Here is a 23,111-nt window from a genome sequence, read left to right on the forward strand (position 1 = left end):
TCACTCCTCGCGTCGGGCGGCGCGACGACCGTAGCGCACCCGCCGGGCCGAGTACCGGCCGTCGGCGACCGTCAGCTCCAGGTCGGTGCCGAAGGTGCGGGTCAGGTTGGCCGCCGTCAGGGTGCTCGGGATGGGCCCCTCGGCGACGACGGCGCCCTGGCGCAGCATCAGCACGTGGGTGAAGCCGGGCGGGATCTCCTCGACGTGGTGCGTCACGAGCACCAGGACGGGCGCGGCGTCGTCCGACGCCAGGTTGGCCAGGCTCGCGACCAGGTCCTCCCGGGCACCGAGGTCGAGGCCCGCTGCGGGCTCGTCGAGGACGATCATCTCCGGGTCGGTCATCAGTGCGCGGGCGATCAGCACGCGCTTGCGCTCCCCCTCCGAGAGGGTGCCGAACGTGCGGCCGGCGAGGTGCGCGATGCCGAGCTCGCCGATGATCTGGTCGGCCTGGGCGGTGTCCATCTCGTCGTACTGCTCGCGCCAGCGGCCGGTGACCCCGTGGGCGGCCGAGAGCACCGCGTCGCGGACGGACTCGGCGGGCGGCAGGCGGTCGGCGACGGTCAGGCTCGTGTGGCCGATGCGCGTGCGCAGCTCGAACAGGTCGACGGTGCCGAGCACCTGGCCGAGGATCTTCGCCTCGCCCGAGCTCGGGAAGGTCGTGGCGCTGGCGATCTGCATCAGCGTGGTCTTGCCGGCGCCGTTGGGGCCCAGCACGATCCAGCGCTCGCCCTCGCGGACCTTCCAGTCGACCCGGTCCAGCAGGACCGACTCGGACCGGATCACCGAGACGTCGGTCAGCTTGATGGCGCTCGTCATTGTCCCTCCGGGTGTGGCCGTGCTCAGGCACCAACCTATCGCGCTAGCCTCGTGCCGATGACCAGCCATGTGCCCGTCCCCCACCTCACGGCTCCGACCGTCCTCGTGACGTTGGTCGGACCCGACCGTGCCGGTGTCTCGACGCGTCTGTTCGGCGTGCTCGACAGCTTCTCGATCGAGGTCATCGACGTCGAGCAGCTCGTCGTGCGCGGGCAGCTGGTCCTGAGCGTCCTCGTGACCGATCCGGCTGACGCCGGCGACCTCGACGCAGCCGTCCGGGCCCTCGGTGAGGAGCTCGGCCTGGCGGCGTCGCTCGAGCGCGGCACGGGCGACAACCGGCCGCGTCGCGTCGGGCGGGCGCAGGTCGTCGTGCTCGGCGCTCCGCTCCTGCCCCGCGCGATGGCGGGCATCACCGAGCAGATCCGCACCGACGGCGGCAACATCGACCGCATCGTCCGGATGGCGCGCTACCCCGTCACGGCGATCCGCATGGAGGTCAGCGGTGCCGACCCCGACGTCCTGCAGGCGACGCTCGCGCGCGTCGCGTACGAGCACGGCGTCGACGTCGCGGTGCAGGAGAACGGGATCCGTCGGCACGCGCAGCGCCTCGTCGTGATGGACGTCGACTCGACCCTGATCCAGGGCGAGGTCATCGAGATGCTCGCGGCTCGCGCCGGCTACGAGGCCGAGGTCGCTGCCGTGACCGAGCGGGCGATGCGGGGCGAGCTCGACTTCGCGGAGTCCCTGCACGAGCGGGTCGCGCGCCTGGCCGGGGTGCCGGCCTCCGCCCTCGACACGGTCTACGACTCCCTCGTCTACACGCCCGGCGCGCGCACCATGATCCGCACGTTGAAGCGCCTGGGCTACCGGTTCGCGCTGGTCAGTGGCGGGTTCACCCCGATCATCGCCCGCATCGCCGAGGAGCTCGGCATCGACTACTACCGCGCGAACGACCTGGAGATCGCCGACGGGGTGCTGACCGGCCGGGTGCTGGGAACGGTCGTCGACCGCGCCGGCAAGGCCACCGCCCTGCGCGAGTTCGCCGCCGAGGCGGGCATCCCGATCAAGAACACCGTGGCGATCGGCGACGGCGCCAACGACCTCGACATGCTGGCGGCCGCCGGGCTGGGCATCGCGTTCAACGCCAAGCCCACCGTGCGCGACCAGGCGCGGACGTCGGTCAACGTGCCGTACCTCGACACGATCATCTACCTCATGGGCATCACCCGTGAGGAGGTCGAGGAGGCCGACGCAGCCGACGTCAGCTGAGGGCGTAGGCGGCCTTGCTGATGAACAGGCCGTGACCCGACCGCTCGTCGACACAGGTCACACCGGTCTGCTGCGACATGCAGGTCACGGCACCGACCGTCAGGGTGCTGCCGTAGGCGAGGGTCGGTCCCCCGCCGCTCTCGGCCGCCGCCAGGACACCGCCGCGGCACTGGGGCTGGAGCGGTCCGCCCTGCACCGACACGAAGCCCTTGCCGAAGCTCGCGAAGCAGTCGTCCGCGCCCGGAGGCTCGGTGTAGGAGCGCTCGCCGATGACGCAGCCCCACTGGTCGGCCGTCACGTTGACGTAGCAGACGATGTTGCCGGTCGGCGACGTGAAGGCGTGCTCGGCGAGCGCGTCGGTGAATCCGGCCGGGTCGACCGGGGTGCCTGTGGGCTCCTCGACGCCCGTCCCTTCGGGTTCACCGGCCTCGTCCTCCGCCGGGGCTGCGGAGCTCTCGGAGCCCCGGTCGCCGGCGGACGATCCGTCAGGCTCCTCGTCGGACCCGCCGTTGCAGGCCGCCAGCACCGTCGTGAGCACCACGACGGTGGCGAGGAGCCTCAGGCTCACTCGTCGTCCTCCAGGCGGAAGCCGATCTTCATCGTGACCTGGTAGTGCGACGGGACCGAGTCGGTGATCTGGCCGCGGATCCCCTCGACCTCGAACCAGTCCAGGTGACGCAGCGTCTGACCGGCGCGGGCGATGCCGTTCTCGATGGCCTCGGAGACGCCGTCGGGCGACGTGCCGACGATTTCGGTGATGCGGTAGGTGCGGTTGCTCATGGCGTCCATGATGCCCCGACGCACAGGGGCGTACTCTGAAGGGGTGAACAAGCGAGACGACGAGGTGCAGGTCATCACGTCAGCGTCTGCGCCCGCGAGCCAGGGGCTCACCGCCAAGGAACGTCGCTACGCCTTCTCGATGGCGCTGCGCACCGTCTGCTTCCTCGGCGCGTGCATCGCCGACGGGTGGCTGCGCTGGACCTTGGTCGTCGGAGCAGTCTTCCTGCCGTACGTCTCGGTCGTGCTCGCCAACGCCGGTGTGCGCTCCGGACCGGCCAGGGGATCGGACTTCGTGCCGATGGAGCACCGTGCCATCGCCGCTCGTCCCGAGCGCGACGAGATCTGAGCGCGTGGGAGCTGACGCCACCGTCGAGCTGACCTGCTCGGCGAAGGGCTGCACCGCACCGGCCGAGGTCGAGGTGCGCTGGAACAACCCGAAGCTGCACACGCCGGACCGGCGCAAGGTGTGGCTCGCGTGCACCGACCACGACGCCTCGCTGACGTCGTTCCTGTCCGCGCGTGGGTTCTGGCGCGAGACGGTGCCGGTGGGCGCGCCTGCGACGGGGGCCTCCGATGCGTGAGCTCCGCTTCCTCCTGAGCCCCCGCTGGGTCGGGTTCGCCGTCTTCGTCGTCGCCCTGTCCGGCGTCTGCATCCAGCTCGGCATCTGGCAGTTCCACAAGCTGGAGGACCGGCAGGTCCGCAACGAGCTCGTCCGCGAGCACCTCGCGGAGGACCCGGTCCCGCTCGAGGACGTCGTCCCGGACGGCTCCGCCGTGAAGCCCGAGCAGGAGTGGACCGTCGTCAGCGCGTCGGGCACCTTCGACGTGGAGCACCAGGTCACCGTGAAGTACATCAGCCGCGACGGGCGCCCCGGGGTCGACGTGCTGACCCCGCTGATGCTCGACGACGGCACGGCGCTGCTGGTCGACCGGGGCTTCCTCGAGACGCTGCGCACGAACGCCCAGCCCGACGACATCCCGGAGCCGCCCTCCGGCACCGTCGACGTCAGCGGCTGGATCCGGGTCGACAGCAGCGCGACGGGCCAGGCGATCCGGGTCAACGACGGCCAGGTCCGCGCGATCTCGAGCAAGGGCATCGCCGAGCACGTCCCCTACGAGCTGCGCGACGGCTACCTGAACCTGCAGGAGCAGACTCCCGCCACCGAGGGAATCGACGCCGAGCCCCGCCCCGACCTGGGCCAGGGCCCGCACTTCTTCTACGGCCTGCAGTGGTGGTTCTTCGCCGCGCTCGCGATCGTCGGCTACGGCTGGTTCGCCCGGGCGGAGCGCCAGGAGCGCCGCAAGGTCGCAGCGCGGGCCGCACGGGCCGACGTCGCTGCGGACCGCGAGGTCACGCCAACGAGATGAGGTCGGCGTAGTCGTCGTTCCAGAGGTCCTCATCGCCGTCCGGCAGCAGGAGGACCCGGTCCGGCTCCAGCGCCTGGACCGCACCCTCGTCGTGCGAGACGAGGACGATGGCGCCCTGGTAGCGACGGATCGCCGACAGGACCTCCTCGCGGGACGCGGGATCGAGGTTGTTGGTGGGCTCGTCGAGCAGCAGCACGTTCGCGCTGGAGACGATCAGGCCGGCCAGCGCCAGTCGCGTCTTCTCACCGCCGGAGAGCACCCGGGCCGGCTTGTCGGCGTCGTCGCCGGTGAACAGGAAGGCTCCGAGCACGCTGCGGGCCTGGGTGTCGGTCAGGTCCGGGGCGCTCGCCTGCATGTTCTGCAGAACCGTGCGGTCGGGGTCGAGCGTCTCGTGCTCCTGGGCGAAGTAGCCGATCTTCAGCCCGTGGCCCGGCTGGATCTCGCCGGAGTCCGAGACCAGCTCGCCGGCGAGCATGCGCAGCAGCGTCGTCTTGCCGGCACCGTTGAAGCCGAGCACCACCACACGGCTGCCCTTGTCGATCGCGAGGTTCACGTCGGTGAAGATCTCGAGCGAGCCGTACGACTTCGAGAGGCCCTCGGCCATGAGCGGGGTCTTGCCACAGGCGGCCGGGCTCGGGAAGTCGATCTTGGCGACCTTCTCGGTCTGGCGCACGCCCTCGAGGCTCGCCATCATGTCCTCGGCGCGACGCAGCATCTGCTGGGCAGCGGTGGCCTTGCTGGCCTTGGCGCGCATCTTGTTGCCCTGCATCTGCAAGCGCTCGGCGGTCTTCGTCGTGATCTCGCGCTCGCGCTTGCGGCGCACCTCGTCGGCCTCGCGCTGGCGCACGTAGTGCTTCCAGCCCATGTTGTAGATGTCGATCGTCGCGCGGTTCGCGTCGAGGTACAGGACCTTGTTGACGGTCTCCTCGATCAGCTCGACGTCGTGGCTGATGATCACCAGTCCGCCGGAGTAGTTCTTGAGGAAGCCGCGCAGCCACGTCACCGAGTCGGCGTCGAGGTGGTTGGTCGGTTCGTCGAGCAGCATCGTCTCGGCGTCGCTGAACAGGATCCGGGCCAGCTCGATACGGCGCCGCTGACCGCCGGAGAGGGTCGAGAGCGGCTGCTCCAGCACGCGGTCGGGCAGCCCCAGGGCCGCGGAGATCGTGGCGGCCTCGGCCTCGGCGGCGTACCCGCCACCAGCGGCGAAGGCGTCCTGGGCGCGTCCGTAGGCCTTCATGGCCTTCTCGGCCGTCGCGGTGTCGGCCGACGCCATGTCGATCTCGGCCTTGCGCATCACGTCGAGCGCCTCGTCGAGACCACGCGCACCCAGGATCCGGTCGCGCGCCGTGGTCGACAGGTCACCGATCTTCGGGTCCTGCGGGAGGTAGCCGATCTTGCCGCGGTGGGTGATCGAGCCCTCCGACGGCTGGCCGTCGCCGGACAGCATGCGGGTCAGCGTGGTCTTGCCGGCGCCGTTGCGGCCCACGAGGCCGATCTTGTCGCCGGTGTCGACACGGAAGGAGACGTTGGACATCAGGACACGCGCACCAAAGCGCAGCGTCACGTCGTTGACGGTGATCATGAGGGTCTTTCGGGGAGGAGGAACAGGGACGGCGGCGTCGCTCGTCCTCTACTCGCGCTGGATGATCACCGCTCCATGGTAGCGGCGGTGTAGCGTCGATCAGCATGCGACGCATGGTGGGGGTCGTCACGTTCCTGCTCGTCGCGCTGACAGCGGCCGGGTGCGGACAGGACGAGGTCGAGGGCGACTGGCCGTTCGGCGAGCCGTCGCCGTCGGGTGACGCGCCGACCCCCGCCGCGTACACCTCAGAGCTCCAGGCCCCGGCCCCGAGCGAGTTCAGCGACAACTCCGACGTGCTCCCCGACGCGGACGACGGGATCGCCGAGCTCGACCTCGACTCCGGCGTGCGCGTCGTGCTGTGGATCGATCCCGACGACATCCGCCGCGTCCTCGTGCAGCACTCCGACCCGGACGACCCCGAGGCCTGGACCGAGCCCGAGGAGATCTACACCGCCGGAGACGGCTGCCTGATCATGGACGCGGCCACGAACGGCGAGATCGTGGCCGTCGGGCTCGGCTGCTACGAGGACGACGCGTTCATCCAGCAGGCACCCGACCAGGGCGCAGCGCTAGTCTCGACCGACCTGACGTCGTGGGAGGTCCGCGACGACCTCGGCGAGTTCTACTCCGAGCCCGCGTTCGACGGCGACGACGTCGTGTTCGTCAACGGCGTCTACGAGGAGCAGGTCCTGACCTGGACCGCGGACGACGGATTCCGCTACGACGGCTGAGTCCGCTCGTCGGGACGAGCGCGTCGACCCGTGGCACGATGGCGCGCACAGTCGTCGTCCCCCGGGGGTCTCGCGTGAACGTCTTCGTCGGTCGTGTGGTTGCCGTGGTCGCACTCCTCGCGGCCGCAGCCTGCGGAGGGAGCTCCGAGGAGCCCGAGGCAGAGCCGTCGCCGACCGACACCGCCGACTCCCGCTCGAGCGAGGGACAGGTCACCGCGTGCACCATCGTCGACCGTGACGTGGCCGACCCGTTGAACCCGCGCGACAGCGACCTCGTGCCGACGCTGCTGATCGGCAGCCTGACCTACGACGGCTGCACGATCGGTGACGTGTACGACGTCAGCTTCGGCATCCAGGTCGTCGACTCCGACCAGACGCTGGAGGACGAGCTCGAGATCCTCGGGGGCAACAGCGGGATCGAGCCCATCGACGGACTGGGTGACGAGGCCTTTCGCAGCGAGCAGTCGTTCGGCGGCGAGACGGTGACGATCTCGATCGGCGTGCGGGTCGGGGACCACGAGGTGCTGCTGCGCAACGACTCGGTGGGCAACAGCGATCCCGAGGTGCGCGTGTCGGAGGACGCCATGATCGCGTTCCTCGAGGCCTACCTGCCCGCGATCCCGGACGACTTCGAGACGCAGGCCCTCTCGACGGACGTCGGCAGCGTCTGCCTGGCCCCGGACGACCGGACGATCGAGCAGGGCGTCGACACGATCCAGCTGGCGCGCGGCGGTCGCAGCGGCGACAGCATCCGGTGCACCTACCTCGGGGACCACCTCGCGACCATCCAGCTGTCGCGGTCGACGAGCTCCGACGCCGCTGGAGCGCTCGAGCTCGCCCAGGAGTCCGGCGACGAGCCCGTCGAGGTGGAGGGCGCCGTCGCGGCGTACCTGTACGCCTCCGACCGGTCGGTCTCGTTGACGGTGCAGGCCAGTGAGGACGAGATCATCTACGTCACCGTCTCGACCGAGAGCGGCAGCCTGGACCCTGCGGCGATCACGACGATCGCGGCGGCCTTCCTCGCGGCCAGCACCGCAGGGTAGGAGCCGGCATCACCGGCGGGACTCGATCAGCCCGTCGCGGTGCGCGATGGCCGCGGCCTCGGTGCGGCTCGAGGCACCGAGCTTGGCCAGGATGTTCGACACGTGGACCGAGACGGTCTTGGTGCTGATGAACAGGCGCGCACCGATCTCGCCGTTGCTGAGGCCGAGCGCGACCTGCTGCAGCACCTCGCGCTCCCTCGGGGTGAGGTCGGACTCCCCCGCGGCCGGTGCAGGCGAGTGCAGGTGGATCTCGGCGATCAGCGGCGCCGCTCCCAGGCGCTCGGCCGTGCGGCGCGCCGCGTCGAGCAGCGCCGCTGCGCCGCCGGCGTCGCCAGCGGCGAGCATCACGCTGGCCAGCCGGGTGCCGGAGCGAGCGACCTCGTACGGGTCGTCAAGGCTCACGAAACCGGCGTGGGCGGCGACCCAGTGATCGCGAAGCTCGTCGAGCGTGGGCGCGTCGACACCGCAGCGCCAGCGCAGCAGGGCGATCTCGGCGTGCGCGCGGTGCCGCCACGTCTGCCCCTCCGGGCCGAAGGACGGCTGGTCGCGGACCACCTCCTCGACCGTCGCGGCCAGCTCGGCTGCGTGCTCCAGGAGCCGCGCCTGCTCGTGGCGGCCAACTGATGTCGCGGCCGCGGCGTACTGGCCCGCGAGCACGGCCGCGATGCGGACCCGCCCCGGGAACAGCGGCTCGTCCCAGGCCCGCGTCTCGAGCTCGACGAGCGCCTCGTAGGCGCGACGAGCGGCCACCAGGTCACCGGAGGCTCCGTGGAGGTCGACCAGGGCGGTCGAGCTGTGCACCGACGCGGCGACGTCGTGGCGCCACATCGAGCGCAGGGGCAGCGTGCGCTCGACCTGGTCGACGTCGCCTCGCCCGGCGGCGACGAGCAGCGTGATCGCGGACAGATGAGCCGCGAACATCACCGGGGCGGACGGCCCGGCGTCGCCCAGCACCAACGCCTCGTCCCAACGCCCTCGCAGGTACGCCAGCAGCGTGGCGAAGAAGCGGCCGTCGAAGCCGTACGGACCCCAGGACCAACCGGTCTCCTCGGCACGCCGCATGCCCTCGACGAAGGCCGCCTCGGCCTGGTCCAGCTGGCCCGCGTTGAAGTGCACGAACGCCATCTGGTGCAGGCCGCGCAGCTCGCCCAGGACGTGGCCCGACGCCCGGGAGCCGTCGATGAGGTCACGGATCGCCGCCGTGGCCCGCTCGGGATCCTGGCCCGACCGCACCATGAGGCGCGTCAACGTGGCCTTGGCGTCCGAGATGACGGCCTCCGAGCGGACGTCCTCCGCGAGGGCGAGTGCCCGCTCACCCCACGCCAGGGCCTGGTCGTCGTGTCTCTTGTTGGTCAGGTTGCGTGCACGTAGCGCAGCCACCTCGGCCCTGAGCACGGTGGGCTCGTCGGGGACCACGCGCTCCGCCTCGGCGCTCGCGGCCTCGGACTCGGCGTCGAGGTTCGCGAAGTAGGTCGTGTTGCCGATCGCGACCAGCAGGCGGCCGCGGCCGTCGGTGTCCAGGTGGGTCGGGAGCTGGACCAGGTGGTCGCGCAGGAGGTCGAGCGCTCTGAGGAGCTGGCCGGAGGTGACGAGGGCGTTCGCGGCGTCGATCACGAGGTCGATCTCGTCGGTGCCCTCGGGCGCGGCGTCGACCAGGGCCAGGGCCTGCTCGTAGTGCCGGGCGGCCTCGTCGTAGCCCGCCACACGACCTGCGGCCTCGGCGGCACGCACCGTGGCGCCGAAGGCGGTGCTGCGCTCGCCGGCGGCGAGCGCGTGGCGGGCGACCGTGGTCGCGGGAGCATCCTCGTCCAGCGCGGCCAGGAACGCCGCGTGGATGCGGCGCCGTTCGCCCGGAAGGAGATCCTGGCGCAGGGCCTCACCCAGGAGCGCGTGGCGGAAGCCGTAGTCGTCGGCGCCGGTGCGGCGCAGGACCTTGTGGTCGACGGCCGAGCCGAGAGCCACGTCGAGCTCGCTCTCGGTGAGTCCGGCAGCCGAGGCCAGCGCGGGGAACCCCTCGCGACCGTCGGTGACCGAGGCGGCTCGCACGAGGCGGCGGGCCTGGTCGTCGAGACGCTCCAGCCGCACGAGCAGCAGGTCGCTCAGCGTCTCCGGGAGCGCCGAGGCTCGATCCCCCGAGCCCGCGTCGAGCAGCTCCTCGACGTAGAAGGCGTTGCCCCCGGCACGACGGACCACCGCACCGAGCGCGTCGGAGGTCAGGTCCTCGGCGGACCTGGCCCGGGCGAGGTCGGCGACGTCGTCGTCGGTGAGGGGCTCCAGCTCGACCCGCCGCACGCCGGGCAGCCGGACCCACTCGGCCAGCGCTTGACGCAGGGGGTGCTGGCGATGGAGGTCGTCAGCGCGATAGCTGACGACGAGGTGGACGGGCCCGTGGAACCCCTGAGCGAGCACGTAGCGGACCAGGTGCCGGGTCGAGGCGTCGGCCCAGTGGGCGTCCTCGACGACCAGCAGCAGGGGTTCGTCGGTCGCCAACGAGTCGAGAGCTGCCACGACGGAGGCGAAGAGCTCGGCCCGCTCGACGACCGGTCCGCCAGCCGCGACCAGCCCCGGCAGCACGGGCACCAACGCGGGGAACCGCTCGGCGACGTGCTGGCGCTCCGCTGTGTCGAGGGACGAGAAGGCCTCGGCGAACGGCTGGTAGGGCAGGGCGCTGTCGCCCAGGTCGAGGCAGTGGCCCGCCAGGACACGGTGCCCGGCGTCCCGCGCACGCTGGGCGAGCTCGCGCAGGAGGCGCGTCTTGCCGATGCCGGCGTCGCCTCCCAGGAGGACGACGTCGTGGCCGCCCGCCCCGGTGACGCCGCTCAGCTCGAGCAGCTGGTCGAGCTCGCGTCGGCGACCGACCAGCGGTGTCGACGGGATGCGATCGGCCATGGGGTCCATGATGGCCGACCCGTCGGACGAAACGGCGACGTCCGGGCTCAGATGTAGGCCGTGCGGCCGGTGGCCCAGGCCGTGAACCGCAGCACGGGACCGCGGTGCGGGCGCTGGCGACGGCGGACGGGCTGGTCGACCGGAGGCTGGGCGGCACCGGCCGTGGCCAGACGGCGCTGCACCTCGAGAGGGACGTAGGACTGCGGATCGATGATCATGTCTCGATCCTCGAAGCCTGAGGTAGTCCGCCACATCGGGCGAGATCCCTAGATCCGGGACTGCCTACCTCAGATCGTGCGTCGTCTCAGCGCACCAGCTCGGACGGCACGAGGTTCGCACTGAACGGAGCCGGCGCTGCCCACGCCTCGTCGCCGCTCACGTCGGCAGCCGTGACGTACTCGCTGTCGCGCAGCTCCCACGCGAGCAGGCGAGGTACCTCGGGATCGACGACCCAGTAGTGCGGCACTCCGGCCCGCTGGAGCCTCTCGCGCTTCAGCAGGAGGTCGACGCCACGGGTCGACGGCGAGAGCACCTCGACCGCCAGCAGCGGCGGTCCGACGACGGGCTCACGATCAGGAGCCCGTCGATGATCTCGTAGCGGTTGCCGTCATCGGGGAAGGACTCCAGGTCGTCCACCGTGAAGGGGCCCCTCGGAATCGTCCCGGACGTGGTCATGACCGTCATGGTAGGTCTCCGTTCGCTCCATGACATCCACGCAACAGTCGGCGCTGTGGACGCATCCCTCGTCTCGCCGCCAGCCCGCTCCTACGATGGAGCGCGTGCCACCCGACGTCGCGCGACCTGCTCATCACGGTGAGGTGTCCGGCATGGACGAGTCCACGATCTCCAGCCACGAGGCGACGGTGCAGATCGGCGACACGACCCTGTTGCGTCCCACGTCCTTCGCAGCCCTGGCCGGCGAGCTGTGGTGCCTCACGGGACCCAACGGCTCCGGCAAGACGACCCTGCTCCGCGCCCTCGGGGGGCGTCTGACCTTGACAGCGGGGAGCTGCCACCTCGCCGGACGCCCGGTCGACCCGAACCAGCCGAGCCAGCGCCGGTTGCTTGCTGCGCTCGTCGAGCCGATCCCGGTAGCCCGCGACCTGACGGTCGCCGAGCAGATCTCCATGGTCGCAGCTTCCTGGTTCGGCGGCGGTTCGGAGAGCCGCGAGCGCACCTCGACGATGCTCGAGGAGCTCGGCCTGAATGACCTCCGCGACCGCTTCCCGCACGAGCTCTCGGCGGGCCAGCTGCAGCTCTTCGGGCTCGCGCTGGTGCTCGTCCGCCCCTCCGACGTCCTGCTGCTCGACGAGCCGGAGCGGCATCTGGACTCGGCCCGTACCGATCGCCTGGCTGAGCTCCTGGTTCGCCGTACGCAGACCGGGACGACCGTGATCGCCGCGACGCACGAGCCGCGCCTGGTCGAGGCGGCCCACCACCGTCTGGCCCTGGTGTGACCCCAGGCCTCCAGGAAGGCGCGATGACGGCGGCCGGTGAGCGGATCACGGCGGTCTGGCAGATCCATCGGCGCCGCGACGGCCGCGGTTCTCCCGGAGGCCGCGCCTACGGCGTGTACCTGATCGCACTCGCGGCAGCGCTGTACGTCGTCCCCGCAGGAGTCCTCGTCGCGCGCGAGCTCGGGACGATCGGTCGCCAGACGGCCGAGTCGGACCTGCGACCTGTCGCGCTGGCGTGTGTTGCTGCCTGCTGGCTGGGGGCCTTGGTGCTCGGCCGTTTCTGGGGTCCGCTGGTCATGCCGCCGTTCGTCCTGCACGTGCTGCAGTCGACGGATCTGCCACCGCCGACCTACCTGACGCGGGTCGCACGCCGACGGATCATCGGGGCGAGCCTCGTCGTCACGCTCCTCGCCGTCCTGCTCGCGCTCGGCATCAATCGGGCTTTTGGCCGCATCGACGTCGTCGTGGTCTCCGTGGCGTCGGCCCTGCTCACAGGGGTGATCGCTGGGTCGTGCTGGCTGATCGGGCAGCTGCGTTCAGGCCTGGTCGTGGCGACCACGGGAGCGGCCCTGCTGGCGGTGTCCGCGACAGCCCTTGTCGTCGACCTGCAGCCGATTCCCCTCGCGACTCTCGTGGCCCAAGGTGCGTCGCCGTCGGTCGGGTCGGACGTCCTGCTCGGTCTGGCGCAGCTCGCCGCCGTGGCGGCTCTGGTCGGGTGGGCGGCTCATCGAGCGATCATGCTCGCGAGTCCGGACCGGCTCGCCCGCGAGTCCACCCGCGCAGCCCAGGCCCTGGTGTTCACCGGCACCGGGACCTTCCACGACGCGCTGGCGCTGTACCGCCCTCGTCCCGCGGGCCTACGGCATGCGTTACTTCGTCACGACGGCCGGCTGCGTGGCCCTGTGGCGCACGGCGTCGTCCGCGCGCTCCGCACCCCCGTGCGTGCAGGATTCGGCTTGGCCTGCCTGTTGGCTGGTTCGACCTTGGCCTCGGTCGGCACTGCGTGGTCAGGCGCCGCCGACGGCCTGGGACCGACGTCGACCTGGACCGCCGGTGCCGTGCTGGTCTATCTCGGCGCAGGCTGGATCAGCGAGACGTGGCGCTCCCTGCGAGACGAGCTCTACCTGCCTGCGCTTCTGGGCGGCCGCGATGGCGGAGCCGCCGTCCGGCACACCACGTGGCCGATCCTGGCCAGCCTTGTCACGGGACTCGTCGGTTGGTCCGCCAGCCACGTGTTGCTGGAAGCGACGGATCTGGCACGTGGTGGACCGGACGTCGCGGCGTCGGTGCTGATGGCGCTCACCGTGGTCGTCGCCCTGGCAGCGCGCTTTCTGCGCGAGATGAAGGTTCAGCTGCCGGTCGAGACTCTGACCCCGATCGTCACACCGTTCGGCGACCTCTCGGGCCTTCGCGTGCTCGCTTGGCAGTTCGACGGTCTGCTGACCGTGATGGTGAGCGTCGCGGTACTCGGCGTCGCGACCCCCGGGTCAGGTGTGATCGTCGTGGCCGCGATCGCCGGCACGTGCCTCTGGTGGGGACTGGAGCGGGTCGACAGGGCACCGTGGGCCCTGTTGCTGCGCCTGCGATATCGCACAGGGCGCACCGACCGCGAGATCAGCCGATGTTGAAGCCGAGGGCGCGCAGCATCTCGCGGCCGTCGTCGGTGATCTTGTCCGGGCCCCACGGCGGCATCCAGACCCAGTCGATGCGGAACTCGTTGACGATGCCGTCGAGCGCCGAGCGCGTCTGGTCCTCGATGACGTCGGTCAGCGGGCACGCGGCGGAGGTCAGCGTCATCTGGAGCACGGTGTTGCTGTGCTCGTCGACGTGCGCGCCGTAGACCAGGCCGAGGTCGACGACGTTGATGCCGAGCTCGGGATCGACGACGTCCTTCATCGCCTCGAGCACGTCCTCGCTGGTGGTGGCTCCGGCAGCAGCCGGAGCGGTGTCGACCTCGGGGAGGTCTGCGTGGTTGGTGTCGGTCATGATGCGTCCTTTCCGGTGGCCTGCACGGTGGCGTCCTTGAACGCCATCCAGGACAGGAGTGCGCACTTCACGCGCGCGGGGAACTGGGCGACGCCGGCGAAGGCGATGCCGTCCTCGAGCACGTCCTCGTCGGGCTCGACCTGACCCTTGCCCTGCATGAGGTGGGTGAAGGCGTCGAGCGTGGCGAGTCCCTCGGTCACGGTGTGCCCGACGACGAGGTCGTTGAGCACCGAGGCCGAGGCCTGGCTGATCGAGCATCCCTGCGCGTCGTAGGACACGTCGGTGACGACGTCACCGTCGAGGTGCACGCGCAGGGTGATCTCGTCGCCGCACGTGGGGTTGACGTGGTGCACCTCGGCGTCGCCGCCGTCGCGCAGGCCCGCGCCGTGCGGGCGCTTGTAGTGGTCCAGGATGATCTCCTGGTACAGGGAGTCGACGTTCATTTCCCCGGCATTGGCACTGCTAGTCATGGATCACGCTCCGAAGTACTTCTTGGTGTGCCAGATCGCGTCGACGAGCGCGTCGATCTCGGCCTCCGTCGTGTACAGGTAGAACGAGGCGCGGGTCGTCGACTGCACGCCGAAGCAGGCGTGGGCCGGCTTGGCGCAGTGGTGCCCGGCTCGGACCGCGACGCCCTTGCTGTCGAGCAGCTGGGCGACGTCGTGCGGGTGCACGCTCTCGAGGGTGAAGCTGATCGCTCCCCCGCGGTCGACCGGCTCCTTCGGGCCGACGATCGTCAGACCGTCGATCTCGACGAGGCGCTCGAGCGCGTAGGCCGTGATGGCCTGCTCGTGCGCCGCGACGTTCTCCATGCCGAGCGCCGACAGGTAGTCGACGGCGGCACCGAGGCCGACGGACTGCGCGATCGGCGGCGTGCCGGCCTCGAACCGCGCCGGCGGCGGGGCAAAGGTCGAGCCCTCCATCGTGACGGTCTCGATCATCTCGCCACCGCCCAGGAACGGCGGGAGTGAGGCGAGCAGGTCGTAGCGACCCCAGAGCACGCCGATGCCGGTCGGACCGACCATCTTGTGGCCGGTGAACGCGACGAAGTCGGCGCCGAGGGCGCTGACGTCGACCGGGATCTGCGGCACGGCCTGCGAGGCGTCGATCAGGCTGTACGCGCCGACGGCCTTGGCGCGGGCCACGACCTCGGCGACGGGGTTGATCGTGCCCAGCATGTTCGAGACCCACGTGACCGCGACGATCTTGGTGCGCGCGGTGATCGGGTCGTTCTCGAGGTCGAGGCGACCCTCGGGCGTGATGCCGAACCAGCGCAGCGTCGCGCCCGTGCGCTCGGCGAGGAGCTGCCACGGCACGATGTTGGAGTGGTGCTCCATCTGGCTGACGACGATCTCGTCACCGGGGCCCACGGCCCCCGCATCACCGAGCACGCGCGCGACGAGGTTGATCGCCTCGGAGGCGTTCTTGGTGAAGACGACCTCCTCGCGACGGTTCGCGCTGATGAAGCCCGCGACCTTGGTGCGGCCCAGCTCGAAGGCCTCGCTGGCCTCCGCGCCGAGCTGGTGCATCGCGCGCGCGACGTTGGCGTTGTGCGCCAGGTAGTGGGCATCGATCGCGTCGACGACCTGGCGCGGCTTCTGCGAGGTGTTGGCGCTGTCGAGGTAGACCAGCGGCAGGTCCCCGGCCAGGCGACGCTGCAGGATCGGGAAGTCCTCCCGAACCCGTGCGACGTCGTAGGTGGCGGACATCGTCAGACCGCCGCGGCCTTGACGTACTTGTCGTAGCCGTTGGCCTCGAGCTCGTCGGCCAGCTCGCGACCGCCGGTCTCGGCCAGGCGACCCGCCACGAACACGTGGACGAAGTCGGGCTCGATGTACTTCAGGATGCGCGTGTAGTGCGTGATCAGCAGGACACCACGGTCGCCCTGGCCGCTGTAGCGGTTGACGCCGTCGGAGACGACCTTCAGCGCGTCGATGTCGAGGCCGGAGTCGGTCTCGTCGAGGACGGCGAACTTCGGGTTGAGCAGCTCGAGCTGCGCGATCTCGTGGCGCTTCTTCTCGCCGCCGGAGAAGCCCTCGTTGACGCTGCGCTGCGCGAACGTGGGGTCGAGCGTGACCCGCTCGAGCGCCGCGTTGACGTCCTTGACCCACGTGCGCAGCTTGGGGGCCTCGCCGTCGATCGCGGTCTTCGCGGTGCGCAGGAAGTTCGCGACCGAGACGCCGGGGACCTCGACGGGGTACTGCATCGCGAGGAACAGGCCTGCGCGGGCGCGCTCGTCGACGCTGAGCTCGAGGACGTTCTGTCCGTCGAGCAGGACCTCGCCGTCGGTCACGTCGTACTTGGGGTGGCCGGCGATCGAGTACGCGAGGGTCGACTTGCCGGAGCCGTTGGGGCCCATGATCGCGTGGATCTCACCGCTGTTGATCGTCAGGTTGACGCCACGCAGGATCTCCTTGGCGCCATCCTCGGTCTCGACCGAGACGTGCAGGTTCTTGATCTCGAGAGTGCTCATGTCAGTTCTCCTCGGGGAGGGCGACGTAGACACGATCGCCCTCGATGGTGGTGGGGTAGGTCGGGACCGACTCGGTGGCCGGGAAGTTCAGCGGCTCGCCGGTCCGCAGCGAGAAGCTCGAGCTGTGCAGCCAGCACTCGATCGCCGGACCCTTGACGGGGTCGACGCTGACGTCGCCCTCCGACAGAGGGATCGAGGCGTGCGAGCACTCGTCGCGGATCGCGTAGACCTCGTCGCCCTGGCGGACCAGCGCGATCTCGGTGCCCGCGACCTCGACGGCCAGGACGCCCCCGTCGGGGACGTCCGCGAGCGGCGCTGCGAAGGTCTGCTCAGACATTCGCCAGCTCGTGCTCGACCGCCGTGACCAGTCGCTCCTGCACGTCGGGGATGCCGATGCGCCGGATGATGTCGTTGAAGAAGCCGTGCACGACCAGGCGACGGGCCTCGTCCTCGGTGATGCCGCGGCTCTGCAGGTAGAACAGGTGCTGGTCGTCGAACCGGCCGGTCGTGCTGGCGTGACCGGCACCGGCGATGTCGCCGGTCTCGATCTCGAGGTTCGGGATCGAGTCGGCGCGGGCGCCGTCGGTCAGGACCAGGTTGTCGTTCTGCTCGAAAGTCTCGATGGCCTCGGCGACCTTGCGGATCAGCACGTTGCCGACCCACACGGTGTGCGCGCCCTGGCCCTGCAGCGCGCCCTTGTAGAGCACGTTGCTGCGGGTGCGGGGCGCCGTGTGGTCGGCGAACTGGCGGTGCTCGATGTGCTGGCCCGCGTCGGCGAAGTAGACGCCGAGCAGGTCGGCGCTGCCGCCGGGACCCGCGTAGTCGACGTTGGTGCTGGTGCGCACCAGGTCGCCGCCGAGGGTGAACTCGAAGGCGCGCACGGTGGCGTCGCGGCCCACGCGGATGTTGACCTGCTCGGCGTGCACCGCGTCGTCGGCCCAGTCGTTGATCGTGACGAGGTCGAGCTGGGCGCCGTCGCCCACGACGACCTGCGTGAACGCGTCGTAGACGGCGCTGCCGACGTGGTCGACCAGGACCGTGGCCTTGGCGTGCAGGCCGACGCGGATCACGACGTGGCCCCAGACCGTGCTCTCGGCCGAGTCGCCGCGCAGGACGAGACGGATCGGCTCGTCGACCACGAGGTCGGCGGGGACGTCGAGCAGCACGGCTCCCCCGGCGTTGGCCGCCGCGAGGGCGCCGAGCCGGTCGAGCGGGGCCGACACCGCGAGGCGCTGGGCCTCCTCGGTGCTGATCTCGCTGAGCGTGACGCCCTCGGGCAGCTGCTGCTCCCACGTCAGGCGCGCGTCGCTGGGCTCGCCCTCGAGCAGGCCGCGCAGGCGCTTCAGCGGGGTGAAGCGCCAGATCTCCTCGAGACCCGTGGGCACGGGGTGCGCGGCGACGTCGTAGGACGGCTCCGGGTGCAGGTGCGACTCGACGTGGTCGAGCTCCAGCACCTCATTGATGTTGTCAACGACGGTCATCCGACAGCACCCTCCATCTGGAGCTCGATCAGGCGGTTCAGCTCGAGCGCGTACTCCATCGGGAGCTCGCGCGCGATGGGCTCGACGAAGCCGCGAACGATCATCGCCATGGCCTCGTCCTCCTCCATGCCGCGCGACATGAAGTAGAAGAGCTGGTCGTCGCTGAGCTTGGAGACCGTGGCCTCGTGGCCCAGCGTCACGTCGTCCTCGCGGACGTCGACGTACGGGTACGTGTCGGAGCGGCTGATCTGGTCGACGAGCAGCGCGTCGCACTTGACCGTGCTGGCCGAGCCCTCGGCGCCCTCGTTGACCTGCAGCAGGCCGCGGTACGACGTGCGGCCACCGCCACGGGCGACGGACTTGGACAGGATCGAGCTCGACGTGCGCGGGGCGGCGTGCACCATCTTGGCGCCGGCGTCCTGGTGCTGACCCTCGCCGGCGAAGGCGATCGACAGCGTCTCGCCGCGCGCACCCTCACCCATCAGGTAGACGGCGGGGTACTTCATCGTGACCTTCGAGCCGATGTTGCCGTCGACCCACTCCATCGTGGCGCCGGCCTCGCAGACGGCGCGCTTGGTGACGAGGTTGTACACGTTGTTCGACCAGTTCTGGATCGTCGTGTAGCGGACGCGGGCGCCCTTCTTCACGATGATCTCGACGACCGCGGAGTGCAGCGAGTCGCTCGAGTAGATCGGCGCGGTGCAGCCCTCGACGTAGTGGACGTAGGAGTCCTCGTCGGCGATGATCAGCGTCCGCTCGAACTGACCCATGTTCTCGGTGTTGATCCGGAAGTAGGCCTGCAGCGGGATGTCGACGTGGACGCCCTTGGGCACGTAGATGAACGATCCGCCCGACCACACGGCCGAGTTGAGCGCCGAGAACTTGTTGTCGCCGACCGGGATGATCGTGCCGAAGTACTCCTGGAAGAGCTCCGGGTGCTCCTTCAGCGCGGTGTCGGTGTCGAGGAACAGGACGCCCTGGGCCTCGAGGTCCTCACGGATCGAGTGGTAGACGACCTCGGACTCGTACTGCGCGGCCACGCCGGAGACGAGGCGCTGCTTCTCCGCCTCGGGGATGCCGAGCCGGTCGTACGTGTTCTTGATGTCCTCGGGCAGGTCGTCCCACGTGGCGGCCTGCTTCTCGGTGGACCGCACGAAGTACTTGATGTTGTCGAAGTCGATGCCACCGAGGTCGGAGCCCCACGTGGGCATCGGCTTGCGCTCGAAGAGCTTGAGGCCCTTGAGGCGCATGTCGAGCATCCACTGCGGCTCGTTCTTGAGCGACGAGATGTTGCGGACGACGGCCTCGCTGAGCCCGCGCTGGGACGTGGCGCCGGCGTCGTTCTTGTCGGACCAGCCGAACTCGTAGCGGCCGACGTCCTTGAGTCCGGGGTTGAGCTCTTCGATCGAGGGAGAAGCTCCGGCGTTCTCGTGCGACGTGGTGGTCATGACGTCACCTTCTCTGCGTGGGGGGACGGTGTGGTGTCTGAGGGGGTGGCCGGGTCGGGCAGGTGCGTGGTGCACACGCCGTCGCCGTGGGCGATGGTCGCCAGTCGTTGCACGTGCGTGCCGAGGAGACCGGCGAACATCTCTGCCTCGGCCTCGCACAGCTGGGGGAACTGCTCGGCGACGTGCGCGACCGGGCAGTGGTGCTGGCACATCTGCGTGCCGGCGGGGGTGTTGCTGGTGGATGCGGCGAAGCCCTCGGCGCTGAGGGCGTCGGCCAGGGCAGCCGGCCGCTCGTGGGGCTCGAGGTCGGCCAGGCGCACGGCGAGCCGCTCGCGCAGGCCGTCGAGCCGGTGGGACGCGAACTGCTTCACGGCGTCCGCACCCATCGACTCGCGCAGGAACGCCAGGGCGTCCACGGCGATCTCGTCGTAGGCGTGGGCGAACTGCCCGCGCCCCGAGTCGGTCAGGGCGAAGACCTTGGCCGGGCGGCCGCGGCCGCGCTGTCCGTGCACGCGCTGCTCGCGCGGCTCCAGCATCCCCTCGGCCACGAGGTGGTCGAGGTGGCGCCGGATGGCGGCGGGCGTGAGGTCGAGCTCCTGGGCCAGAGCGGCTGCCGTGGAGGGGCCGCCCCGCAGGATCGCATCGGCGACGCGCGCACGCGTCGGGGAGTCGTCGTGAGACACACTCCCCGCCGGTCCGTCAGTCGTCGCCATGTTTTTCACAACGCCAGTGTGTCCTTATTGATTCCGGACGTTCAACGAAGGTTCGCCTCAGTGAGGTAGGCCTCATTCGTCCCGCCTGCGCGCGTAGGCTGTCGGCCATGGCGGCGAAGGCGACCGAGATCGATGCCGGCGGCATCTCCGTGCGGGTCTCGAGTCCGGACCGGGTGGTGTTCGAGGCCACCGAGACCACGCCGGAGTTCACCAAGCTCCAGGTCGTCGAGTACGTCGTCGCGGTCGAGGACGGCATCATGCGCGCCCTGCGCGAACGGCCGACCGCACTCGAGCGCTGGCCCAAGGGCGTGCGTGAGGGCATGAGGCTGACGACGGGCCAGGCGCAGGGTGACGCCTTCTACTCGAAGCGGGTGCCGAAGGGCGTCCCGTCCCACGTGCCGACGGTGCAGGTGCACTTCCCGTCCGGCCGCACCGCCGAGGAGATCTGCCCCGCGCAGGTCGCCGACCTCGCGTGGGCGGCGCACATGGGCACGATCACGTTCCACCCCTGGGCCATGCGGCGCGCCGACGTCGACCGCCCGGACGAGCTGCGCATCGACCTCGACCCGCAGGACGGCACCGACTTCCGCGACGCGGTCGACGCTGCCCTGGCCACGCGCGAGCTGCTCGCCGAGCTGGGGATCCGGGCGTTCGTGAAGACCAGCGGCAACCGTGGGGTCCACGTCTTCGTGCGCCTCGAGCCGCGGTGGACGGTCACCTCGGTGCGGCACGCCGCGATCGCCGTCGGTCGTGCGCTCGAGAAGCGCCACGACGGCGTCACGACCGCCTGGTGGAAGGAGGAGCGCGGGTCGAAGATCTTCGTCGACTTCAACCAGAACGCCCGCGACCGCACGATCGCCAGCGCCTACAGCCTGCGGCCCAAGCCCGGCGCGCCCGTCTCGTTCCCCGTGTTGTGGGACGACCTCGCGGGGGTCGGCTCGCCACGCGACTTCAACCTCGGCACCGTGCCCGAGCTGCTCGCCGCGCAGGGCGACGCCTGGGCCGAGATCGACGACGTCGCCCACGACCTCACGCCCCTGCTCGACCTGTGGGCCGAGGACCCGACCGAGATGCCCTATCCCCCGGACTACCCGAAGATGCCGGGTGAGCCGAAGCGCGTGCAGCCGAGCAAGGCGAAGAAGGACTGAACGGTCAGGCGCGGATGTCAGGCCGGGACGACGCAGCGCACACCGCAGCAAAAACCAACCAGCCTGCGCCGAAGGTGATGTCCATCCAGGTCTCGCGCTCCACCTCCGGCAGCTGCTCGTGCAGGACGATGAATCCCACGACGAAGACGACGATCGCCACGATCGCGACGGTGACGCCCGCGTTGGTTCCGGGATCCAGAAGGGGGTGCGTCGGGGCTCGCTTGGGGAGACGTCCCAGGGCGACGACCCCCACGAGCGAAGCCACGACGAGCGCGACGAGTGGCCAGGCGGGAACACTGCCCCCCAGGTGGAAGGCACCGCTGAGGACGCACCAGACGCTGCCGACACGACTGAACCAGACCTGTCGTTGATCGCGAACGCTGTCGGTCTGCGTCATGCGCTCAGCCTAGAGCCGCGCGGGACCAGGGACTTCGAGATCACGCCACCCGGCGATAGCGTGACGGCTCCAAGGCGACGAAGGAGCAACGGTGGAGATCTCAGGAGCTGACGTCAGGGACCGGTTGCGGCGTCTGGGGCCGGACGGTCGCATCACGCACCAGGCCGTCTGGGCGCCGTACCTCGTCGCGACCTCCGGGGCCGAGCCCCTCGCGGAGATCGCCGAGCGGCAGGACCTGTCGGACGGCGAGTCCGCCGTCGTCTACACCGGCTTGCTGCGCAAGCGGATCGTGCGCGTCGTCGCCACTGGCCGAGGCGACTGGGAGGACCCCTTCGGTGCCGGACCGGCCTCGGTCGAGGTCACGTCGGCGTCGATCGACAACGCCGGGTACCGCCTGGAGAACCTCGACACCCTCCGCGGGCAGGAGGTCGGCAGCTTCGCCGTCAGGGCCGACATGGTGGTCGAGGCGCACGGGGAGGCCGTTCCGATCCCCTACTTCCGAGGCGCCCGCCGCGGAGCACCCGACGAGGACGTCGACTCGTTCCTCCTGGCCGTGCTCGCCGAGCTGAACCGCTGACGCTCCTGGACACCACGAGTCAGGGAGCGACGCCCAGGCGCGGGCCGGCGAGCACGTCCTGTGCACGTCGCCGCACGCGCTCGACCTGCAGGGCGACCGCCCCGAGCAGCACGACGAACGGCGCCATCGACTCGACCTGCCGCTTCTCGTCGGCCGAGAGCAGGACGAAGAAGGCGAAGGCAAGACTCGCGACGAACAGGACGGCGATCACCGTCCACACCGCAGGAGGCATCAGTGGCGGCGTGGTGACACCGCCGGCGGCGAGGGCGTCCCTCGTCTCGTCGGGCCCGTCGGCGGGGTCCGGCTGACCGAGCCTCAGGACGAAGGGCACCGCACCGACAGCCAGGCCGAGGACGCCAGACGCGCCGTCAGAGACGACCCCGCCCGCGATGGCCACACCGAGCGCGAGCGCTGCGACGACGAGCAGGGCCAGGATCCGTTGCTCGCGTCGGAGCCGCCATCGCAGCTCGGACTCGACGCTCACCCGTCGATCGAATCGCGACTGGGCCACGCCGGAACGAGGATCCAGAGGCCGATCCCGGCCAGTACCAGGAGGACGCCTCCGGCGATCTCGCGACGCTGCTGGCTCGACGCCCGCGGAGCCTCGGGGACGGCGGTGGCCCACTCGGGAGCCTCATCCGGACCCGTCCAGAAGGGGTCCGTCGTCACGGCAGCATCGCTCCCTGCTGCGGTGGTGGGGCCTGGACGCCCCACGGCGGGGGCGGCGGCAGCTCGGCCAGCGCTTGGCGCACCGAGGCACGCACCGAGAAGTAGAACGGCAGCGCGAACGGGCCCACCACCGCGAACCAGATCATCCAGGTGACCCGGTCCTTGCCGGCGGCCGCCCAGGCAGGTTCGGGGAGCTTCATCAGGTCGTAGATCCCCCAGGCGCCGACGGCCTCGACGACCAGCCCGCCCACGACGAGGACCCACCACACCGTGTCCAGGTTCAT

General features: G+C 70.6%; 29 protein-coding genes. 10 read left to right on the plus strand and 19 right to left on the minus strand.

What is annotated here, in order from left to right:
• Positions 1-816 (minus strand): ABC transporter ATP-binding protein, encoded by an 816-nt coding sequence (locus ABD127_RS04660; protein ID WP_344198219.1) that lies wholly within the window; start codon positions 814-816, stop codon positions 1-3.
• Between the two features lie 57 nt (positions 817-873).
• On the opposite strand from ABD127_RS04660, the gene serB reads away from it, so the two are divergent.
• Positions 874-2,085, plus strand: coding sequence for a phosphoserine phosphatase SerB (serB, locus tag ABD127_RS04665; RefSeq protein ID WP_344198221.1), 1,212 nt, complete (start codon positions 874-876; stop codon positions 2,083-2,085).
• Here serB and ABD127_RS04670 read toward each other — a convergent pair.
• Together ABD127_RS04670 and ABD127_RS04675 are read right to left on the minus strand one after the other, a co-directional pair.
• Positions 2,078-2,653 (minus strand): DUF6636 domain-containing protein, encoded by a 576-nt coding sequence (locus tag ABD127_RS04670; RefSeq protein WP_344198223.1) that lies wholly within the window; start codon positions 2,651-2,653, stop codon positions 2,078-2,080. The genes serB and ABD127_RS04670 overlap by 8 nt on opposite strands.
• Entirely contained in the window at positions 2,650-2,865 is a 216-nt protein-coding gene (locus ABD127_RS04675) for a dodecin (RefSeq protein WP_229054088.1), read from the minus strand. Before ABD127_RS04675 ends, ABD127_RS04670 begins: the two co-directional genes overlap by 4 nt.
• 43 nt (positions 2,866-2,908) lie before the next feature.
• Here ABD127_RS04675 and ABD127_RS04680 point away from each other — a divergent pair, with 43 nt between their 5' ends.
• The 3 genes from ABD127_RS04680 to ABD127_RS04690 are packed head-to-tail and all read left to right on the plus strand — an operon-like array spanning position 2,909 to position 4,233.
• Entirely contained in the window at positions 2,909-3,211 is a 303-nt protein-coding gene (locus ABD127_RS04680) for a DUF3099 domain-containing protein (RefSeq protein WP_344198226.1), read from the plus strand.
• A 4-nt stretch (positions 3,212-3,215) separates the two neighbouring features.
• On the plus strand, positions 3,216-3,446 hold the full coding sequence (locus ABD127_RS04685) for an acetone carboxylase (protein ID WP_344198228.1): 231 nt from the start codon (positions 3,216-3,218) through the stop codon (positions 3,444-3,446).
• A complete protein-coding gene (locus ABD127_RS04690) occupies positions 3,439-4,233 on the plus strand; it encodes an SURF1 family cytochrome oxidase biogenesis protein (RefSeq protein WP_344198230.1) in 795 nt (264 codons plus the stop codon). Before ABD127_RS04685 ends, ABD127_RS04690 begins: the two co-directional genes overlap by 8 nt.
• On the opposite strand, the gene abc-f is transcribed toward ABD127_RS04690, so the two are convergent.
• Positions 4,217-5,815 (minus strand): ribosomal protection-like ABC-F family protein, encoded by a 1,599-nt coding sequence (gene abc-f, locus ABD127_RS04695; protein ID WP_344198233.1) that lies wholly within the window; start codon positions 5,813-5,815, stop codon positions 4,217-4,219. The two genes, ABD127_RS04690 and abc-f, sit on opposite strands and share 17 nt — an antisense overlap.
• A gap of 104 nt (positions 5,816-5,919) precedes the next feature.
• On the opposite strand from abc-f, the gene ABD127_RS04700 reads away from it, so the two are divergent.
• Complete coding sequence (locus tag ABD127_RS04700; RefSeq protein ID WP_344198235.1) at positions 5,920-6,546, plus strand: hypothetical protein; 627 nt, start codon at positions 5,920-5,922, stop codon at positions 6,544-6,546.
• A 74-nt stretch (positions 6,547-6,620) separates the two neighbouring features.
• On the plus strand, positions 6,621-7,589 hold the full coding sequence (locus ABD127_RS04705; RefSeq protein ID WP_344198237.1) for a hypothetical protein: 969 nt from the start codon (positions 6,621-6,623) through the stop codon (positions 7,587-7,589).
• Positions 7,590-7,598: 9 nt separating this feature from the next.
• On the opposite strand, the gene ABD127_RS04710 is transcribed toward ABD127_RS04705, so the two are convergent.
• The 3 genes from ABD127_RS04710 to ABD127_RS04720 all read right to left on the minus strand — a co-directional run bounded on the left by ABD127_RS04710 (position 7,599) and on the right by ABD127_RS04720 (position 11,010).
• Positions 7,599-10,478: a helix-turn-helix transcriptional regulator gene (locus ABD127_RS04710; RefSeq protein ID WP_344198239.1), complete on the minus strand. Its 2,880-nt coding sequence runs from the start codon at positions 10,476-10,478 to the stop codon at positions 7,599-7,601.
• Positions 10,479-10,525: 47 nt separating this feature from the next.
• Positions 10,526-10,696, minus strand: coding sequence for a hypothetical protein (locus ABD127_RS04715; RefSeq protein ID WP_344198241.1), 171 nt, complete (start codon positions 10,694-10,696; stop codon positions 10,526-10,528).
• 86 nt (positions 10,697-10,782) lie between these two features.
• A complete protein-coding gene (locus ABD127_RS04720) occupies positions 10,783-11,010 on the minus strand; it encodes a Uma2 family endonuclease (protein ID WP_344198243.1) in 228 nt (75 codons plus the stop codon).
• Positions 11,011-11,305: 295 nt separating this feature from the next.
• On the opposite strand from ABD127_RS04720, the gene ABD127_RS04725 reads away from it, so the two are divergent.
• Together ABD127_RS04725 and ABD127_RS04730 are read left to right on the plus strand one after the other, a co-directional pair.
• Positions 11,306-11,935, plus strand: coding sequence for an ABC transporter ATP-binding protein (locus ABD127_RS04725; protein ID WP_344198245.1), 630 nt, complete (start codon positions 11,306-11,308; stop codon positions 11,933-11,935).
• Positions 11,936-12,231: 296 nt separating this feature from the next.
• Positions 12,232-13,563 (plus strand): hypothetical protein, encoded by a 1,332-nt coding sequence (locus ABD127_RS04730; RefSeq protein ID WP_344198247.1) that lies wholly within the window; start codon positions 12,232-12,234, stop codon positions 13,561-13,563.
• On the opposite strand, the gene ABD127_RS04735 is transcribed toward ABD127_RS04730, so the two are convergent.
• The 8 genes from ABD127_RS04735 to ABD127_RS04770 are packed head-to-tail and all read right to left on the minus strand — an operon-like array spanning position 13,550 to position 20,006.
• The gene (locus ABD127_RS04735; RefSeq protein WP_344198249.1) at positions 13,550-13,921 is read right to left on the minus strand and encodes a metal-sulfur cluster assembly factor; all 372 of its coding nucleotides are present in this window, start codon (positions 13,919-13,921) and stop codon (positions 13,550-13,552) included. The genes ABD127_RS04730 and ABD127_RS04735 overlap by 14 nt on opposite strands.
• A complete protein-coding gene (gene sufU, locus ABD127_RS04740) occupies positions 13,918-14,364 on the minus strand; it encodes a Fe-S cluster assembly sulfur transfer protein SufU (RefSeq protein ID WP_344198251.1) in 447 nt (148 codons plus the stop codon). The genes ABD127_RS04735 and sufU overlap by 4 nt, the downstream gene beginning before the upstream one ends.
• A gap of 30 nt (positions 14,365-14,394) precedes the next feature.
• A complete protein-coding gene (locus tag ABD127_RS04745; RefSeq protein ID WP_344198253.1) occupies positions 14,395-15,630 on the minus strand; it encodes a cysteine desulfurase in 1,236 nt (411 codons plus the stop codon).
• Positions 15,631-15,632: 2 nt separating this feature from the next.
• A complete protein-coding gene (gene sufC, locus ABD127_RS04750) occupies positions 15,633-16,394 on the minus strand; it encodes a Fe-S cluster assembly ATPase SufC (protein ID WP_344198255.1) in 762 nt (253 codons plus the stop codon).
• Position 16,395: 1 nt separating this feature from the next.
• Complete coding sequence (locus ABD127_RS04755; protein WP_344198257.1) at positions 16,396-16,731, minus strand: Rieske (2Fe-2S) protein; 336 nt, start codon at positions 16,729-16,731, stop codon at positions 16,396-16,398.
• The gene (gene sufD / locus ABD127_RS04760; RefSeq protein ID WP_344198259.1) at positions 16,724-17,875 is read right to left on the minus strand and encodes a Fe-S cluster assembly protein SufD; all 1,152 of its coding nucleotides are present in this window, start codon (positions 17,873-17,875) and stop codon (positions 16,724-16,726) included. The genes ABD127_RS04755 and sufD overlap by 8 nt, the downstream gene beginning before the upstream one ends.
• The gene (gene sufB, locus ABD127_RS04765; RefSeq protein WP_344198261.1) at positions 17,872-19,323 is read right to left on the minus strand and encodes a Fe-S cluster assembly protein SufB; all 1,452 of its coding nucleotides are present in this window, start codon (positions 19,321-19,323) and stop codon (positions 17,872-17,874) included. The genes sufD and sufB overlap by 4 nt, the downstream gene beginning before the upstream one ends.
• A complete protein-coding gene (locus ABD127_RS04770) occupies positions 19,320-20,006 on the minus strand; it encodes a helix-turn-helix transcriptional regulator (protein WP_344198263.1) in 687 nt (228 codons plus the stop codon). The genes sufB and ABD127_RS04770 overlap by 4 nt, the downstream gene beginning before the upstream one ends.
• Before the next feature lie 137 nt (positions 20,007-20,143).
• Here ABD127_RS04770 and ABD127_RS04775 point away from each other — a divergent pair, with 137 nt between their 5' ends.
• Positions 20,144-21,184 carry a DNA polymerase domain-containing protein gene (locus ABD127_RS04775; protein WP_344198265.1) on the plus strand — a complete coding sequence of 347 codons (1,041 nt, stop codon included), beginning with the start codon at positions 20,144-20,146 and terminating at the stop codon, positions 21,182-21,184.
• Between the two features lie 4 nt (positions 21,185-21,188).
• Here ABD127_RS04775 and ABD127_RS04780 read toward each other — a convergent pair whose 3' ends face one another.
• On the minus strand, positions 21,189-21,581 hold the full coding sequence (locus ABD127_RS04780; protein ID WP_344198267.1) for a hypothetical protein: 393 nt from the start codon (positions 21,579-21,581) through the stop codon (positions 21,189-21,191).
• 91 nt (positions 21,582-21,672) lie between these two features.
• Between ABD127_RS04780 and ABD127_RS04785 the strand changes: the two genes are divergently transcribed.
• Complete coding sequence (locus tag ABD127_RS04785) at positions 21,673-22,158, plus strand: hypothetical protein (RefSeq protein WP_344198269.1); 486 nt, start codon at positions 21,673-21,675, stop codon at positions 22,156-22,158.
• 19 nt (positions 22,159-22,177) lie between these two features.
• Here ABD127_RS04785 and ABD127_RS04790 read toward each other — a convergent pair whose 3' ends face one another.
• Genes ABD127_RS04790 through ABD127_RS04800 form a run of 3 tightly spaced genes read right to left on the minus strand, consistent with a single transcriptional unit; the run spans position 22,178 to position 23,111 of the window.
• Positions 22,178-22,642 carry a hypothetical protein gene (locus ABD127_RS04790; protein ID WP_344198271.1) on the minus strand — a complete coding sequence of 155 codons (465 nt, stop codon included), beginning with the start codon at positions 22,640-22,642 and terminating at the stop codon, positions 22,178-22,180.
• The gene (locus tag ABD127_RS04795) at positions 22,639-22,827 is read right to left on the minus strand and encodes a hypothetical protein (protein ID WP_344198273.1); all 189 of its coding nucleotides are present in this window, start codon (positions 22,825-22,827) and stop codon (positions 22,639-22,641) included. The genes ABD127_RS04790 and ABD127_RS04795 overlap by 4 nt, the downstream gene beginning before the upstream one ends.
• A complete protein-coding gene (locus tag ABD127_RS04800; RefSeq protein ID WP_344198275.1) occupies positions 22,824-23,111 on the minus strand; it encodes a hypothetical protein in 288 nt (95 codons plus the stop codon). The genes ABD127_RS04795 and ABD127_RS04800 overlap by 4 nt, the downstream gene beginning before the upstream one ends.

Origin of the sequence: Aeromicrobium alkaliterrae, from assembly GCF_039529015.1 — a bacterium.
Lineage (GTDB): Bacteria > Actinomycetota > Actinomycetes > Propionibacteriales > Nocardioidaceae > Aeromicrobium > Aeromicrobium alkaliterrae.